At 70.9% G+C, this 15,750-nt stretch carries 16 protein-coding genes; 6 read left to right on the top strand and 10 right to left on the bottom strand.

From position 1 onward, the window contains the following. Nucleotides 1-42: 42 nt before the first annotated feature. A complete protein-coding gene (locus ACH34T_RS39920; protein ID WP_396026204.1) occupies nt 43-1,143 on the bottom strand; it encodes a CapA family protein in 1,101 nt (366 codons plus the stop codon). A gap of 455 nt (nt 1,144-1,598) precedes the next feature. Between ACH34T_RS39920 and ACH34T_RS39915 the strand changes: the two genes are divergently transcribed. The 4 genes from ACH34T_RS39915 (at nt 1,599) to ACH34T_RS39900 (ending at nt 5,582) form a co-directional block, all read left to right on the top strand. Next, on the top strand, nt 1,599-2,006 hold the full coding sequence (locus tag ACH34T_RS39915; RefSeq protein ID WP_396026203.1) for a Fur family transcriptional regulator: 408 nt from the start codon (nt 1,599-1,601) through the stop codon (nt 2,004-2,006). Nucleotides 2,007-2,063: 57 nt separating this feature from the next. After that, nucleotides 2,064-3,512 carry a catalase gene (locus ACH34T_RS39910; protein WP_396026202.1) on the top strand — a complete coding sequence of 483 codons (1,449 nt, stop codon included), beginning with the start codon at nt 2,064-2,066 and terminating at the stop codon, nt 3,510-3,512. A 330-nt stretch (nt 3,513-3,842) separates the two neighbouring features. Continuing rightward, nucleotides 3,843-4,457, top strand: coding sequence for a Uma2 family endonuclease (locus ACH34T_RS39905; protein WP_396026201.1), 615 nt, complete (start codon nt 3,843-3,845; stop codon nt 4,455-4,457). 210 nt (nt 4,458-4,667) lie between these two features. Beyond that, entirely contained in the window at nt 4,668-5,582 is a 915-nt protein-coding gene (locus tag ACH34T_RS39900) for a Rieske 2Fe-2S domain-containing protein (protein ID WP_396026200.1), read from the top strand. A gap of 264 nt (nt 5,583-5,846) precedes the next feature. Here ACH34T_RS39900 and ACH34T_RS39895 read toward each other — a convergent pair whose 3' ends face one another. From ACH34T_RS39895 to ACH34T_RS39880, 4 genes are all read right to left on the bottom strand, one after another. Next, nucleotides 5,847-6,308 (bottom strand): hypothetical protein, encoded by a 462-nt coding sequence (locus ACH34T_RS39895; protein WP_396026199.1) that lies wholly within the window; start codon nt 6,306-6,308, stop codon nt 5,847-5,849. 123 nt (nt 6,309-6,431) lie between these two features. Next, nucleotides 6,432-6,668, bottom strand: coding sequence for a hypothetical protein (locus ACH34T_RS39890; RefSeq protein ID WP_132181957.1), 237 nt, complete (start codon nt 6,666-6,668; stop codon nt 6,432-6,434). An 89-nt stretch (nt 6,669-6,757) separates the two neighbouring features. Beyond that, the gene (locus tag ACH34T_RS39885; RefSeq protein ID WP_396026198.1) at nt 6,758-7,528 is read right to left on the bottom strand and encodes a sulfite exporter TauE/SafE family protein; all 771 of its coding nucleotides are present in this window, start codon (nt 7,526-7,528) and stop codon (nt 6,758-6,760) included. A 381-nt stretch (nt 7,529-7,909) separates the two neighbouring features. Further along, entirely contained in the window at nt 7,910-8,698 is a 789-nt protein-coding gene (locus ACH34T_RS39880) for an ABC transporter ATP-binding protein (RefSeq protein WP_396026197.1), read from the bottom strand. Nucleotides 8,699-8,907: 209 nt separating this feature from the next. Here ACH34T_RS39880 and ACH34T_RS39875 point away from each other — a divergent pair, with 209 nt between their 5' ends. Next, on the top strand, nt 8,908-9,663 hold the full coding sequence (locus ACH34T_RS39875) for a hypothetical protein (protein ID WP_396026196.1): 756 nt from the start codon (nt 8,908-8,910) through the stop codon (nt 9,661-9,663). Between the two features lie 184 nt (nt 9,664-9,847). On the opposite strand, the gene ACH34T_RS39870 is transcribed toward ACH34T_RS39875, so the two are convergent. The 5 genes from ACH34T_RS39870 to ACH34T_RS39850 form a co-directional block, all read right to left on the bottom strand. Then, nucleotides 9,848-10,570: an RDD family protein gene (locus ACH34T_RS39870; RefSeq protein WP_396026195.1), complete on the bottom strand. Its 723-nt coding sequence runs from the start codon at nt 10,568-10,570 to the stop codon at nt 9,848-9,850. Nucleotides 10,571-10,658: 88 nt separating this feature from the next. Further along, complete coding sequence (locus ACH34T_RS39865) at nt 10,659-11,006, bottom strand: DUF2752 domain-containing protein (protein WP_396026194.1); 348 nt, start codon at nt 11,004-11,006, stop codon at nt 10,659-10,661. A 641-nt stretch (nt 11,007-11,647) separates the two neighbouring features. Continuing rightward, complete coding sequence (locus ACH34T_RS39860) at nt 11,648-12,433, bottom strand: PP2C family protein-serine/threonine phosphatase (RefSeq protein ID WP_396026193.1); 786 nt, start codon at nt 12,431-12,433, stop codon at nt 11,648-11,650. A 36-nt stretch (nt 12,434-12,469) separates the two neighbouring features. After that, complete coding sequence (locus ACH34T_RS39855) at nt 12,470-13,192, bottom strand: response regulator (protein ID WP_396026192.1); 723 nt, start codon at nt 13,190-13,192, stop codon at nt 12,470-12,472. Then, nucleotides 13,189-14,337 carry a GAF domain-containing sensor histidine kinase gene (locus ACH34T_RS39850; protein ID WP_396026191.1) on the bottom strand — a complete coding sequence of 383 codons (1,149 nt, stop codon included), beginning with the start codon at nt 14,335-14,337 and terminating at the stop codon, nt 13,189-13,191. Before ACH34T_RS39850 ends, ACH34T_RS39855 begins: the two co-directional genes overlap by 4 nt. Before the next feature lie 213 nt (nt 14,338-14,550). Between ACH34T_RS39850 and ACH34T_RS39845 the strand changes: the two genes are divergently transcribed. Further along, the gene (locus ACH34T_RS39845; RefSeq protein WP_396026190.1) at nt 14,551-15,444 is read left to right on the top strand and encodes an SDR family NAD(P)-dependent oxidoreductase; all 894 of its coding nucleotides are present in this window, start codon (nt 14,551-14,553) and stop codon (nt 15,442-15,444) included. Nucleotides 15,445-15,750: the final 306 nt, after the last annotated feature.

The following is a 15,750-nucleotide window of genomic DNA, read 5'->3' as shown; positions in this document are numbered from 1 at the left end:
CAGCCCAAGGACGGATCAGCAGGCTCAGACCGATCAATGAGCTCAGGACGGGCGCGCCTGAAGGCCGGTGCAGCCGCGCAGCCCGTTCCACCGCTTGAGGGCGGACGCCGCCCCGGCGCCCTTCAGCGGGATCGGGATGCCGCCGGAGATCCTGGCGGGCGCCCACTTGTCCTTGACGACCTTGCCGTTCTCCACCTTCAGGAGCAGCACCCCGGACTCGGCGGTCTTGCCGCTCGCGGAGTAGAACACGAAATTGCCCATGCCGTAGTGGACGTACGAGCCGTCCATGTAGCCGCCGCCCAGCGGAATGTGCGCGTGCCCGCCGACGACGATGTCGGCCCCCGCCGCGACGAGCTGCTGGGCGAGTTCCTTCTGGCGCGGCAGCGGACAGGGCTGGAGTTCCGCGCCCCAGTGCAGGTGGACGATGACGACGTCCGAGCCCTTGCGCGCTTCCTTCACCGCCTGCACCATCCGGGGGACGTCCTTGGCCGACGCAAGGCCGCCCTTGGTGTCCGTGGCCGTCCACGCCTGGATCAGGTTGTCGTCCAGTACCTGAGTCGCTCCGACGATGGCGAGTTTGTTGCCCTTCACAGTGACGCGGTACGGACGGAACGCGTCGTTCGCGTTCTTGCCTATGCCGACAACCGGGAACCCGCTGCGCTTGATGGCGGCAAGGGAGTCACGGAGGCCGCCCTCCATGTAGTCCATGCCGTGGTTGTTGGCCATGGACACGACGTCCACGCCGGAGCCTTGCAGCGCCTTGAACGCGGACGGCGGGGCGCGGAAGGTGAACGACTTGGGCGCGGCGGTCCCGCCCGTGGTGATCGCCGTCTCCAGGTTGACCATGGCGAGATCGGCCGCGCGCAGCTGCTTCGCGACAGGGCCGAGCGCGCTCTTGGCGTTACCGAGTCGTGACCGTAGCTGGCCCTCGAAGTGCGTGTCGCCGCCGAACGCCAGGATGATCGGCTCCTTGGCGGGCGCCGCACCGCCCGTCCCGCCCGAGGACGCCTTGCCGCTGGGCGCCGACGTCGCGCCCTTCGCGTCGGAGTCGTCCGAGCCGCCGGAGCCGCCGCACCCCGCCGCGGCAAGCGCCATCGTCCCGGCCACGGCCGCCGCAGCGACCGCCTTCCCCCGCGTGCCCATCGCCTCACCTCCGCCCCGGCCCGCCACGGACCTCCGTCATCGGACGCCCCAGCATGTCACGCGCGGCAAGCACCCCGACTAAAGATGTATGGTTCATTATCTTGAATCATTCATGTTTGCGACATAGGTTGAGCCACATGCCCGCATCCGCCCACCCACCACCTCCCGCCACCACAAGGCACCCCACGCCCTCCGCACCACCGACTGCCACCACACACCCCACAACCACACAGCCGGTCACGGCACACCCCACCGCCGCACACCCGGTCACCGCACAACCCGCCGCCACACAACCGGTCACCGCACAGCCCACTGGCACGGCACAGCCCACTGGCACCGCGCAGCCCACTGGCACGCAGCCCAGTGGCACCGCGCAGCCTGCGGTTGCGCGGTATGCCGCCGCGCCGTCCGCGGGCGTTGCGGCGGTCGTCGCTGGGGAATTGCGGGGTGCGGGGTTGCGGGTGACGGCGGCGCGTGTGGCGATCCTGCAGACCGTCCGCGCCGGAGACCACCTCGGCGCCGTCGCGATCGCCGGCGGCGTCCGCGACCGGGTGGGCTACATCTCGCTCCAGGCCGTGTACGAGGCCCTGCACGCCATGGCGGCGGCCGGTCTCGTCCGCCGCATCGAGCCGGCCGGCAGCCCGGCCCGGTTCGAGGGACGCGTCGGCGACAACCACCACCACCTGGTGTGCCGCGCCTGCGGAGCCGTCCAGGACGTCGACTGCGTCGTCGGCGAGGCCCCCTGCCTCGAACCGGTGAACGCCGCCGGCTACCAGGTCGACGAAGCCGACGTCACCTTCTGGGGCCTCTGCCCCGCCTGCCGCCCCACCGACCGCCGTCCCGACCAGGGGGCGGACGATTGAGCCACCGCGGACCCGCGACCCGCATCACCAATAACGGAGCAAGGAGGAACCGCGCCAATGTCCGATGACAGGCCGACCACCACCACCGACGCCGGAATTCCCGCGCCGAGCGACGAGCATTCGCAGTCCGTGGGGCCGAACGGCCCGCTGCTGCTTCAGGACCACTACCTGATCCAGAAGATGGCGCACTTCAACCGCGAACGCGTCCCCGAAAGGGTCGTCCACGCCAAGGGCGGCGGCGCGTACGGCGTCCTCGAAATCACCGAGGACGTCAGCCAGTACACGCGGGCGAGCCTCTTCCAGAAGGGCGCCCGCACCGAGTCGCTCGTCCGGTTCAGCACCGTCGCCGGGGAGCTCGGCAGCGCCGACGCCGGACGCGACCCGCGCGGTTTCTCCATCAAGTTCTACACCGACGAGGGCAACTACGACCTCGTCGGCAACAACACGCCGATCTTCTTCATCCGCGACCCGCAGAAGTTCTCCGACTTCATCCACTCGCAGAAGCGCCGCGCCGACAACCACCTGCGCGACAACAACATGCAGTGGGACTTCTGGACGCTGTCGCCCGAATCCGCCCACCAGGTGTCGCTCCTGATGACCGACCGCGGGACGCCCGCGTCCTGGCGGCACATGAACGGGTACGGCTCGCACACGTTCCTCTGGTACAACGCCGGCGGCGAGAAATTCTGGGTCAAGTACCACTTCAAGACCGACCAGGGCATCAGGAACTTCACCGCCGAAGAGGCCGACGCGCAGGACCCGGACGTCCACATCCGCGACCTCTACGAGGCGATCAGGCGCGGCGACCACCCGTCCTGGACGGTGCAGGTGCAGATCATGCCCTTCGAGGACGCCGCCGACTACCGGTTCAACCCGTTCGACCTCACCAAGGTCTGGCCGCACACCGACTACCCGCCGATCACCATCGGCCGGTGGACGCTGAACCGGAACCCGGAGAACTACTTCGCCGAGATCGAGCAGGCCGCGTTCGAGCCGTCCAACCTCGTGCCCGGCATCGGCGCGTCCCCGGACAAGATGCTGCAGGGCCGGCTGTTCTCCTACCCCGACACCCACCGCTACCGGATCGGCCCGAACTACCTGCAGCTGCCGGTCAACCGCCCGAAGGCGCCCGTCCACACCTACAACAAGGACGGCGCGATGACGTACTCCAACTCCGCCGACCCGGTGTACGCGCCGAACTCGGTGGGCGGGCCCGTCGCCGATCCGGCCCTCTGGGCGGGCGACACCTACGGGGTCGCGGGCGAGATCGTCCGCAGCGCCTACACCCCGCACCGCGAGGACGACGACTACGGCCAGGCCCGCACCCTGTGGGAGAAGGTCCTCTCGGACGTCGACCGCGACCACATGGTGAACAACATCCTGCTGCACGCGAACGCGCCCGAGGTGACCGGCGACATGAAGCCGCGCGTCGTCGAGTACTGGCGCAACGTCCACAAGGACCTCGGCGACCGCGTCGCCAGGGGCCTCGGCGTGAACGGCTCCTGACCATCCCGGAGGGAGGGCGCTCACCTCGACGCCGTCCCTCACCCGGGGCGTGTTCCGGCTGACCACGCCCCCTCGAAGCGGCCGGGCGGCCTCCCCCGCCGGGCCGCTTCCCACGCGTGACCGATGCCCAAGCGAGGCCGACGCCCAAGTGGGCCGACGCCCAAGCGAGGCCGACGCCTAAGCGGGGCCGACGCCTAAGCGGGGCCGATACCCAAGCAAGGCCGATACCCAAGCAAGGCCGATACCCAAGCAAGGCCGACGCCCAAGCAAGGCCGACGCCGCGCCGATAGGCTCTGGCCAGGTACAGGACGGACCCCGAGGAGCCCGAGCATGCCCCTTCCCGTATGGGCGGCAGACCCGTACAGCCTCCTCATCACCGAGGAGCAGTACGAGGCCCTCCCAGAAGAGGTATGCAAAACCATCGAGGTCGTGGACGGCAGCGTCGTCTTCTGCGGGTCCCCCGGTCATGAGCATCAGATTGTTTCCCACAACCTGACAAATGCGCTGCGGGACGCTCGTCCGCCGAGTCCCTGCATCAGCGTGGTCCAAGACCTCGATATGCGTTACCGGTGTTCCAATCCTCAAGCCAAGGAAAAGGGCCGGTATTTCACCGTGCGGCGTCCCGACGTCAGCGTCCTGCATTGCGTCGAGCGCGGCTCGAAGGTGACGAGTGCAGACGTTTTCACCACAGTGGAGATCGCGGGCGCGGACAGCAAGCAACGCGACTTCCAGGACAAGAAGGCAGAGTACGCCGCTCAGCGCATCCCCATGTACCTCATCATCGTCCTTGACGCCGACGATGCGATCCACTCCGTGGAGGAGTATCGGCTCGACTGGTCCGGCCGCAATTACCAACTCGCCTTCGTTCACCGCGACGTGCTGGACACCGAACTTCCGGAAGGCATGAAGATCAACGTTACGTTCTCGGACCTGGAAAGCGTCTGAAGCCGCATCGGGGAGCGCGGCCGTGCCGCATCGCAGCGGCGGCCGCGTGATTCTGCCGGTGACTCCGAAGGCACCGTCGGGGCTGGGGGCGCTGGCGTGCTGACCGCGTTGTTTAGGGGTGTCCGGCTGCAGGTACGTATGACTGGCCGCAGGTGAACGCGGAAGACTAGTGTCGCGACAGGCGTCCCGGCAGAGCCGCGAAGGAGGGGCATGAACCGCAGGGCGAACATCTTCCGGCGCATGTCCCGGCCCGAGGGGGCGGCGCGGCTGGCCGATGCCACCGAGGGGCTGGAGCAGGCGCGCGGCCTCGACCGCGTCATCCGCGTCCTGTCCCTGGCCGTGCGGCGGGCGCTGCCGCCCGGGCCCGTCAAGGACGCCCTCCACGGCGTCCCCCTCGGGCACCCGGCCCATCCGCCGCTCACCGACATGCCCATCGGGTTCTGGGTCTCCGCCGCCGTCCTCGACCTCATGCCGGGTCAGCGCCGCGCGTCCCAGACGCTCGTGGCCGCGGGGCTCGTGAGCGCGGTGCCCACCGTGCTCACCGGCGTCGCCGACTGGTCGGCGCTGCACCGCGAGCAGCAGCGGGTCGGGCTCGTCCACGCGGCGGGGATGCTGACGGCGAGCACGCTGTACTCGGTCTCCCTCGTGGCCCGCTTCCAGGGCCGGGACGGCGCCGGACGCGCCTTCGGCTTCGCCGGCCTCACCGCCCTCGTCACCGGCGCCTACCTCGGCGGCCATCTGGCGTTCCGTCAGGCCGCGGGCGCCAGCCACGCCGACCAGGTCGGCCACCTCGTCCCCCTCGGCTGGCACGATCTGTGCGCCGCGGAGGAGCTCCCGGACGGCTGGCCCGTCCACCGGCGCCTCGGCTACATCGGCCTGTTCGTCCTGCGGACGGGCGACGACATCCACGTCCTCGCCGACCGTTGCAGCCATCTCGCCGGGCCACTCCACCAGGGCCGCATCATCACCGACGACAACGCCGACACCTGCGTCATCTGCCCCTGGCACGGCAGCATGTTCCGCGTCCAGGACGGATCCGTCGTGCATGGCCCGGCCACCGCCCGCCAGCCCGCCTTCGAGACCCGCGTGACGGACGAGGGCACCGTCCAGGTCCGCCCCTACTGACCCCGCCAGACCACACGCTGCCGGCTGGACGGCTGGACCAGGCCGCGACCGGCGCCGACCCGAGCGAAACTCGCCTGGGAGCCTCACCGGCACAGCCTCCTCGACAAGCGCGACAAGCTCGCCGCAGCATGCCCCCCAAAGACCCCGGCGGCCCGGACCCTGGCGGCCAGGCCCCGGCCAGGGAGCGGTCCGTTGACCGGGGCCAGGGAGCGGTCCCTTGGCCGGGGCCTGGGTGCTCGTCGAGGGTCCGTTCTCGGGTGGGCGCTAGCTGAGCATTCTGACCAGCCGTTTCTGGCGGACGCTCGTCAGGACCTCCTCTCCGGCGTCGGCCTCGTCGCTGACCCGGACGGGTTGGGCGAAGGGCGCGGGCGCGGTGCCCCGGACGGCGATCCGCGCCGAGATGATCGTGAGGTCGTAGTGGGCCCACACCATGGCGGCGCCGACCAGCCGGTGCGCCGTGGCGCGGATGAGATGGACGTCCGGGGAAGCGGGGACGATCAGCAGCACGGGCAGGCCGCGGTCCAGGTCGGCCGCGGTGGGGCTGTCGGGCCAGACCGCCACGTGCAGGAGCCGTCCGTCGATCACGCGCAGTTCTCCGGCGTCCGGAACGCAGACGCGGGGCGGGCCGTCGGGAGCGTAAGTGATCATGACGACGGGACGCTGCCGCGCCTGGGAGCTCTTGATCGCGTCGAGGGAGGGCGAGAGGACGTCGGGCGAGGATGTCATCGGCATGTCCGCCTTACGTCGAAGGTCAGGCCGGCCCGAGGCGTCCCAGGCCGACCACTGCATCCCATGATTCTTCGAATATTTGTTCGATTCTATCTCATCGGGATGCCCCTCGGGACGCCGTCACTCGGATTCGTGCACCTGATCGGACGTCGGATACTCGACCAGCGCCAGCACCCGGCTGGACATGAAGCGGGCCGTCCGGACGGCCGTGCCGGTGCGGGTGACCTCGCTGACCTCCACGACTCCGCGGCGGGTCGCGATCTCCACGCGGCGGCCCGCCCGGCTCGCCACGACCTCGTACGTCCGCGTCCCCTCGCCACCGGCATCGATGACGATCTCGACCCTGTCGCCCTTCATCCGCGCGAACCTCCGGTAGTCGAACGTATATTCGACTTATACCCGGAACATCAGGCGGCCAACCCTGTGGATCGATGCGAACGCGCTGGTCAGACCAGGAGATTGACGATCGCCACAATGCCGACGACCACGATGACGCTGCGCAGCACCAGCGGCGGGATCCGGCGGCCGACCCGGGCGCCGATCAGCCCGCCGACGACGGCGCCGGACGCGATCAGCAGCACCGCCCACCAGTTGATCTCGGTGTCGGAGAACAGCCACATCAGCGTGAACACCACCGCCGCGGAACCGTTAACGACGGCCGACAGGACGTTCTTGGCCGCGTTCACGCGCTGCAGGTCCTCGTCCAGCATGATGCCGAGGAGCGCGATGAGGATGATGCCCTGCGCCGCGCCGAAGTAGCCGCCGTACATGCCCGCGAACAGGACGCCGACCCACAGCGCCGGGCCGCCGTGCGGACGGTGCTCCCCCTCGCGGCGGCGCAGCACCCACTTCTGCAGGCGCGGCTGCACCACCACCAGGACCAACGCGATGACGATCAGCGCGATGACGATCACGTCGAACGCCTCGGCGGGAAGGCCGAGGAGGAGCAGAGCGCCGGCCAGGGCGCCGGCGACGGAGGCGCTGCCGAGCCGCAGCAGCCGCTCGCGCTGCCCCTTCAGCTCCTCGCGGTACCCGTACGCGCCGGTCGTGCTCCCCGGAACGAGCCCGATGTTGTTGGACACGTTCGCCACCACGGGCGGGTAGCCGAGCGCCACCAGCGTCGGGAAGGTGATCAGGGAGCCGGAGCCCACGATCGTGTTGATGCCGCCGGCGGCGACCCCGGCCGCGAACACCGCGACCGCGTCCAGCACGTCCAAGTCGGCTCCACCCCGGCGCTACGAGTTCACAACGGCGCACACATCGTATGGACACGGCCGTCCACCACCGTCCACTGGGGGTGGTTCGGGGACGAATCCCCCCGTTTCAACGGGTAGACCACCCCGACGAAAGCACGCCCCAGACCGGGCACCACGTGGCCACGTGAAGCGCACCGCATTCAGCGGGCGCAGCACCTCGCAATCAGCGGGCGCAGCACCTCGCAATCAGCGGGCGCAGCACCTCGCAATCAGCGGGCGCAGCACCTCGCAATCAGCGGGCGCAGCACCTCGCAATCAGCGGGCGCAGCACCTCGCGCTCAGCGGGCGGAGCGCACTGCGTTCGGCAGGTAGCGCGCGCCGTCGGCAGGTAGCGCCTCGCGCTCAGCGGGTGGTGCGGGCGTACCAGCGGCCGTCCTGGCGGTCCACGGTGAGCGGGATGCCGAAGGTGTTCGACAGGTGCTCCGCGGTGAACACCTCGTCCACCTTGCCCTGCGCGACGACCTCGCCGGCGCGCAGCAGCAGCGCGTGCGTGAAGCCCTCCGGGACCTCCTCCACGTGGTGCGTGACCATCGCCATCGTGGGCGCGTCGGGGTCGTCGGCGAGGACGGAGAGGCGGGCGACGAGGTCCTCACGGCCGCCGAGGTCGAGGCCGGCGGCGGGCTCGTCCAGCAGCAGCAGCTCGGGGTCGGGCATCATCGCGCGGGCGATCTGGACGCGCTTGCGCTCGCCCTCGGACAGCGTGCTGAACGTGCGCCGGATCAGGTCGGAGCAGCCGAGCGCGTCCAGCAGCGCGACGGCGCGGCTCACGTCGGTCGAGTCGTATTCCTCCCGCCACCGTCCGAGGATCGCGTACGACGCGGTCAGCACCAGGTCGACGACCTTCTCGCCGGACGGCACCTTCTCCGCGACCGACGAGCTGGCGAGCCCGACCCGGGGACGCAGCTCGAACACGTCCGTCCGGCCGAGCTCCTCCTCCAGGATCACGGCCGTGCCGTAGGACGGGTGCATCATCGCGCCGGCGATCTGGAGCAGGGTCGTCTTGCCGGCGCCGTTCGGACCGAGGATGACCCAGCGGTCGCCTTCGTTCACCGTCCACGTGACATCTCGCAGCAGGGTCGCACTGCCGCGCCTGACCCCGACTCCGCGGAGCTGAAGCACCTCGCCGGTCATCGCGCGCCTTCGTCTCCAATCCGGGTGGTCCCTGATCCTCAGGAAAGAACCTATGCGATCGGGCGGCGGGCGTGACCCCCGGGTTTACCGCCGGGGACGGCGGCCCGCGGGATCACCCGCGACGCGAGAGGTTCGTTACGTCCTGCGGCACCGTCGGCCCGAGCGCTTATGGTGGTTCGCATGCCGATCAGGGAGTATTGGGAACGGCGATGAGCAAGGACGCTGCGACCGCGCTGGTCGCATGGGGGAATGCCTGGCTGACCGGGCACGTCGGCCTGGACGAGGCCGTCGACGCGGTCGAGAAGGGCGCGGGCCCGCAGATCCTGGGCGGCGAGCCCGCCGAGGTGACGCTGCGCCGCGGCCTCGGCGACCTGCGCGTCGGCGGGATGACCGCGCTGCGGCTCGCCCTGCCCGCACCGGGCGACCCGCTCGGGCTGACCGGACCGCCGAGCCTGAACCGCGCGGCGATCGACGCGGGCGCGGGCGTCGTGGTCGTGCTCGGCGACCGGGCGATCGGGCTCGTCCCGGCCGAGGACCGGCGCGGGTCGTCCTACGTCGGGATCCGCTGGACGACCCATGACGCGTCGCCCGGGCTTCCCGACGTCCCGTCCCTCGCGGACGCCGACCGGCAGCTCACCCTCGCGATGCGGGACGCCACCGAGGCGCTGCTGACCGTCGACGACCTCGCCGGCGCGCCGTCCGAGATCACCGACGCGCTCACCGCGCTGCGCGACCCTGACCGCGGCGACCATCCGCTCGCCCCCGGCTACCCGCCCCGCGCGCACCGCGTCGCGGCGCTCGCCGGGCGGCTGTCCCTCGTCGTCGACCTGGCCCGCCAGATGGACGACGGCGGCCTCAGCGCCGACCAGGTGCGACGCCGCGGTGAGGCGCTGCGGCTCCTGGACGGCGCCGTCCGCCGCGCCCTCGTCGCCGCGTGCAACAGCGCCTTCGACCCCGTCCCCTAGAAAACGGACCTCCCCGAAAGGCGAACAAGGCACCGTCCCACAGGCAACGGGCGCCGTCCGGTAGGCGAACGGGGTGGCGTGCTGTGGGTGAACGATGCCATGCCACATGAAAACGGGGCGCCCCCGAAGGGACGCCCCGCTCATGTCGCGCAAGGGGATGGAACCCCGGCTCGCGGGCCGCTGATCAGCCGCGGACCACGAGGGTGTTGCAGATCTTGTCGGCGAAAGTCTGCTTACGATCGTCCCACAGCGGCCAGAGGTAGCCGATGTAGCACGCGAAGCTGTCCGCGATGTGCGCGAGCCTGCGGACGAACGCCATGCCGAAGCCGATGGGCTGGCCGGTCTGCGCGCTCACGAGGCGGATGCCCATCTGCCGCTTGCCGATCGTCTGGCCGGTGGTGCCCTCCTGGTAGATCAGCCAGAGGCTGGCGGCGAAGGCCGCGATGTAACCGATGACGATCAGCAGCAGGCCGAGCACCCCGGCGCCGTCTCCGGCGCTGGCGAGCAGCAGGCCCACCATGTACAGCACGAAGAGCGGCGCACCGATGATCAAGCCGTCGATGATGGCGCCACCCGCACGCGAGCCCCACTCGGCCAGCTGGCCGCCGGAGCCGTAGTGGTGGTGGTGCACCTCCTGGTAGCCCGGCTGTCCCGGGGGAGCCTGCGGCGGCGCCCCGTAGCCGGGCTGGGCGGCGGGCGGCTGCTGGCCGTACCCGGGCTGCGCCGGGGGCTGGCCGTAACCCGGCTGCGCGGGCGGCTGACCGTAGCCGGGCTGCGCGGGGGGCTGGCCGTACCCGGGCTGGGCCGGCTGGCCATAGCCGGGCTGGGCTGGGGGTTGCTGGCCGTACCCGGGCTGTTGCTGCCCGTAGCCCGGCTGCTGACCGTAGGGGTCGTAGGGGTTACCCACACTTGCTCCTTATTGATTGACCCTGTGGTTGTGTGACGCCCGCCGGACCCGGTGGGCTCCGCAAGTCTGGCCGAGGACCGACCGCGGCTCAAACCCGCAGAACACCGAACCGGACGAGCTGCCACAGCTCCGACCCCACGAGGGCGGTGCCGAGCATCCAGGCACGGGTCTTCGGCTGGAGTGCCCACCACCGTCCTCCCGGTCCCAGTGGTGCGAGCGCCACGGCGATCGCGCCGGTGAGCGCCACCGGGTTCGCCAGCGCGGCATGGACCGGACGGCCCGCGCCGAGCTCGATGAACACGGTGGTGCTCCCGCACATGGGGCACGGGATTCCGGTGAGCGCCCGTAGGGGACAGAGCACGCCGGGGTCGTTGACACGGTGGATCCATGACGCGCCGACGGCCGCGAAGGCCATCGCCGCAACACGCAGCACCACACCCAGGGGTCCGTGCCGCGCTGCGGTGAGGGTCCGGCTGACGATCCCGCCGAGCACACCTTCCGGTGCACTCGCGGCCGCCGCCCCGGGCGCTCCCCCCAACGAATCCTCCGCCTCGATGACATACAGGTGAGTGACCCGTATATCGGGTGCACCCTAAGGCGGGTCAAGCCCGGTCAACGATCTGCGATCGGACCGTTACCCAGTGCTCTGCGACACCGCCCCAGGGGCAAGAGTAGGACAAACCGCCAGCTACATGGGCACTCTTTCGCCCGATGAATCCAACGAATCATCCGAAACCAAGACACCTATCACACTCCGCCGACCCCGCTCCAGACGCGACGCCGACCACCACGAAACCCAGGAAAGCGTAGCGAACAACACGCCACCAAGAAGCCCGCACAACACAGACAAACCGACAGACACAGACACGAAACCAAGGGGCAGAGCGGGTGCAGGACGGCGCGGGGTGAGGTGGCGCGAGGTGGGGTGGGTGTGGAGGTCGTGTTGGGGGTGGGTGGGGAGGGGCGTGTGGGGTGCGGGGGGCGCTCTTGGTGGGTGGGGTTTGGGGTCGGCGCGCGCGTGTGGAAGGGATGCCGGGTTCGCCGGTGGCGTGGGGTGGAGGCCGGCCGGGGTGGTGGTCAGGACTGGGCGGCGGCGCCGACGACCACGGGGGCGTCGGCGGCGGTGACGTGGTCGGACTCGATGACGTCGGCGACGACGGCCGTGATGTTGTCGGGGCCGCCGTTCTCGCGGGCGAGCTCGATCAGCCGGTCGACGGCGCGCTGCGGATCGGCCTCGGCGGACAGGACCTCGTAGATGGTCTGCGCGTCGACCGGGCCGCTGAGGCCGTCCGAGCAGAGGAGGTAGCGGTCGCCGAGCCGGGCCTCGCGGAGGCGCAGGTCGGGTTCGCGGTCCTCGCGTCCGTCCAGGACCCGGTACAGGACGTGCGACAGCCGGGACGTCTCCGCCGGGTCGGCCTGCTGGCCGGCCTGTTCGGCCTCCGCCTTGAGGAGCTCGTCCATGGTGTGGTCCTGCGTCATCTGGAACAGCTCGCCGTCGCGCAGCAGGTAGCCGCGCGAGTCGCCGACGTGCGCGAGCGCGACGGACTCGCCCGACCACAGCATCGCGGTGAGCGTGGTGCCCATGCGGCTCAGGTCCGGGCGTTCCTCCCGGACGATGCGCAACTTCTCGTTGGCCTCCGCCACGGCGCGGCCAAGGATGTCGACGAGATCGTCCTGATGGGAGTCGGTGTCGAGCGAGCGCAATGAGCCGATGACGGTCGAGCTCGCGACTTCGCCGCCCGCGTAGCCGCCCATGCCGTCCGCGACCGCGATCAGCCGCGCACCGGCGTAGCCCGAGTCCTCGTTGTTCTCTCGGTTGCAGCCGATGTCGCTGCCTGCTGCGTATCTGATAGCTACGTTCATACCAATTTCGATGACGATCCGGTGAGTGGAGTTGTATCAGTCGCGGGCGGCTGTCTCGCCATCGGCGCCGGACGGGCCGACACCGTGCCGGACGGCGTAGAGCGCCGCCTGCGTCCGATCCTGGACTCCCAGTTTCATGAGCAGATTACTGACGTGCGTCTTGACGGTCTTCTCGGACACCACGAGCGCGCGAGCGATCTCCCGGTTGGATCTGCCCCGCGCGATGTGCACGAGCACCTCCCGTTCCCGTTCGGTCAGCGCGGCGAGGCCGCGGTCGTCCTGCGTGCCGGGCCCGTCCGCCAGCATCGCCTCGGCCGCGTCGGGCGCGAACAGCACGTGCCCGTCGTGGACCGCCCGGATCGCCTGGACGAGCGCCTGCGGGTCGACGTCCTTGTACAGGTACCCGGCAGCGCCCGCTTGAACGGCCGGCAGCACGTGCCCGCGTTCCGTGACGCTGGTCAGGACCAGGACCCGTGCCGCCACCCCGCGAGCCCGCAGCTCCGTCAGCGCTGTCAGGCCGTCGGCGCCCGGCATCTTGAGGTCCATGAGCACGATATCGGGCTCCAGGGATTCGGCCAGTGTCACGGCCGACGTGCCGTCCTCCGCCTCGCCGACGACCTCGATGTCGTCCTGGATGCCGAGGAAGGTGCGCAGCCCCTGCCGGACGACCGGATGGTCGTCCACGATCAGGACCTTGATCGGCGCCCTTCCCGGGCGGCGTGGCGGGCCATCGTCCGGCGTGCGCCCGTTGGCGGTCACAGCGGCACCTCCAGCCGGACGGTCGTGCCGTGCCCGGGCGCGGCGTCGATCGTGAGCTCGCCGCCGATCGAGTAGGCGCGGTCGCGCATGGACGCGAGGCCGAGCCCGTTCTGCTGCTCGGCCGCCGTGTCGGACGCGTCGAACCCTGACCCGTCGTCGGCGACCTCCAGCACGGCCTGCCCGTCGCGGGTGCCGAGCCGTACCTCGACGATGCGGGCACCAGCGTGGCGTAGCGCGTTGTAGAGCGCCTCTTGGGTGATGCGGAAGGCGACGGCCTCCTGGTCTTCGGGGAGGACGACGGCCTCGTCGGCGGCGATGCGTACCGTCGCCTCATGCGCCCGGTCGAGGACCTCGACGTGCTTGCGCAGCGAGGAGACCAGTCCGTCGGTGAGGTCCGCCGGGCGCAGCTCGAAGATCACGGCGCGGAGCTCGGCGAGGGCCTCGGCGGCGAGCCGCTCGACCTGCTCCAGCTCCTGGACGGTCCGGACGGGGTCGCGCTCGGCCAGCGCGGACGCGGTGCGCGCGGTGAGCCGCAGCGAGAACAGCTTCTGCGCGACGGCGTCGTGCAGCTCGCGGGCCATGCGGTTGCGTTCGGCGACGACGGTCAGCTCGCGGTTGTGCTCGTACAGGCGGGCGTTCGTCATGGCGATCGCGGCGTGCGCGGCGAACAGGGTGAGGAGCTCTTCGTCGTCGTCGGTGAAGCCGCCGGGGCGCTTCTTGTTGGCCAGGAAGATGATGCCGATGACTTCCTGGCCGTCCCGGATCGGGACGCCCAGGAAGTCCTTCAGGACGGGATGCGCGTGCGGCCAGCCCTCGAACTCCGGCTCCCTGCGGATGTCGGCGAGCCGCTTGGGCGTGTCGCCGTGCAGCATCGCGGCGAGCATGCCGTGCTGGCGTGGCAGCGGGCCGATGCGCTCCCACTCCTCGTCGGAGACGCCCTCGACGACGAACTCGGCGAACGAGCCCTCGTCGTCCGGGACGCCGAGGGCCGCGTACCGGGCGTCCAGCAGCTGCGCCGCCGCCCGGACGATCACCTGCAGCACCTCGTGGACGGACAGGTGCCGGGTGACCGCGAGCACGGCGGAGCTCACGGCGCGCAGGGTCGCGCCCTGGCCGCCTTCGCCGCAGCCTTCGCCCGTCTCCATCCCGGCCTCTCGTCTCCGCTGGCCCAGCGCCTCGCGGCGCTCACATGTGAAGACCGTACTCGCTGCGCGCGACTTCTCGAATCAGCCCCCGGGAGGACGCGTGCGCCCGTGCCGTCCGGGCGTCCGGGACGCCGGTCCTAGGACCAACTGACCACCGTTTAGCGGACCCGTTGGCCGATGCCGTGAACGCCGCTCGTTTCTAGCGTCGAGAGCATGAAGACCGCATTGATCACAGGGGCCTCCCGGGGGCTCGGACGGGCCCTCGCCCGCGAACTCGCCCGGGACGGCTGGCACCTCGTCATCGACGCACGCGACGCAGCCGCACTATCCGCCGCAGCCGACGACATCAGCGACAGCAACAGCCGCAAAGACAACCACGGCAACAGCAACACCGGAAACGGCAACGCCGGGAGCGGCAACGGCAACGGCGGCGGGAGCGCAGGCGGCGCGGGCGCGAGCGCGAGCAGCGCGGGCAGCGCGGGCGCGAGTGCGGGCGGCGCAGGCGCGGGCTCGGGCAGCGGGAGCTCCGGCGTCGAGAGCGCAGGCGGCGCGAGCACGGGCGCGAGCGGCGGGAGTGTCACGGCCATCGCCGGGGACGTCACCGACCCGGCGCACCGCGCGGACCTCGTCCGGGCCGTGGACGGCGGGCTTGACCTGCTCGTCAACAACGCGAGCACCCTCGGCCCGACGCCGATGTACCGGCTCGCGGCGCTGCCCGTCACCGACCTGGCGGACACGTTCGCAACGAACGTCCTGGCGCCGCTGGCGCTGATCCAGGACGTCCTGCCGAGCCTGCGGGAGCGGCGCGGCGCGATCCTCAACATCACGTCGGACGCGGCCGTGGAGAACTACGAGACGTGGGGCGGCTACGGGTCGTCCAAGGCGGCGCTGGAGCAGCTCTCGAACGTCCTGGCGGCGGAGGAGCCGGACGTGGCCGTGTGGTGGGCGGACCCAGGCGAGATGAACACCGACATGCTCCGCGCCGCGGGCGAGGACGCCGATTCCGCGCCACCGCCCGAGGAGGCCGCCGCCGCGTTCCGCCGTCTCGTGACCGACCGTCCGCCCAGCGGCCGCTACCGCGCCGCCGACCTGGCCGGTGCCCAATGACCACCGCCCTAGAACCTGACCGAGCACGCCCCGAACCGCCCACCCCCGACCAGCCGAAGCCCGAGCACACAGCCCCCACCGCACAGACCAAGCCCGCCACACAAGCCAAGCCCGCCACACAAACAGAGCCCGCCGGGGAAGCGGAGCGAGCCGTGCAGGCGGAGACCGCCGTGTACGCGGAGCCCACCGTGCTCGCAGAGCCTGCCGTCTTCGCAGAGCCCACCGTGCTCGCAGAGCCTGCCGTCTTCGCAGAGCCCACCGTGCTCGCAGAGCCTGCCGTCTTCGCAGAGCCCACCGTGCTCGCAG

The organism is Actinomadura sp. 9N215, from assembly GCF_044326345.1.
Taxonomy (GTDB): domain Bacteria; phylum Actinomycetota; class Actinomycetes; order Streptosporangiales; family Streptosporangiaceae; genus Spirillospora.
This window is presented reverse-complemented; position numbering and strand designations above follow the sequence as displayed.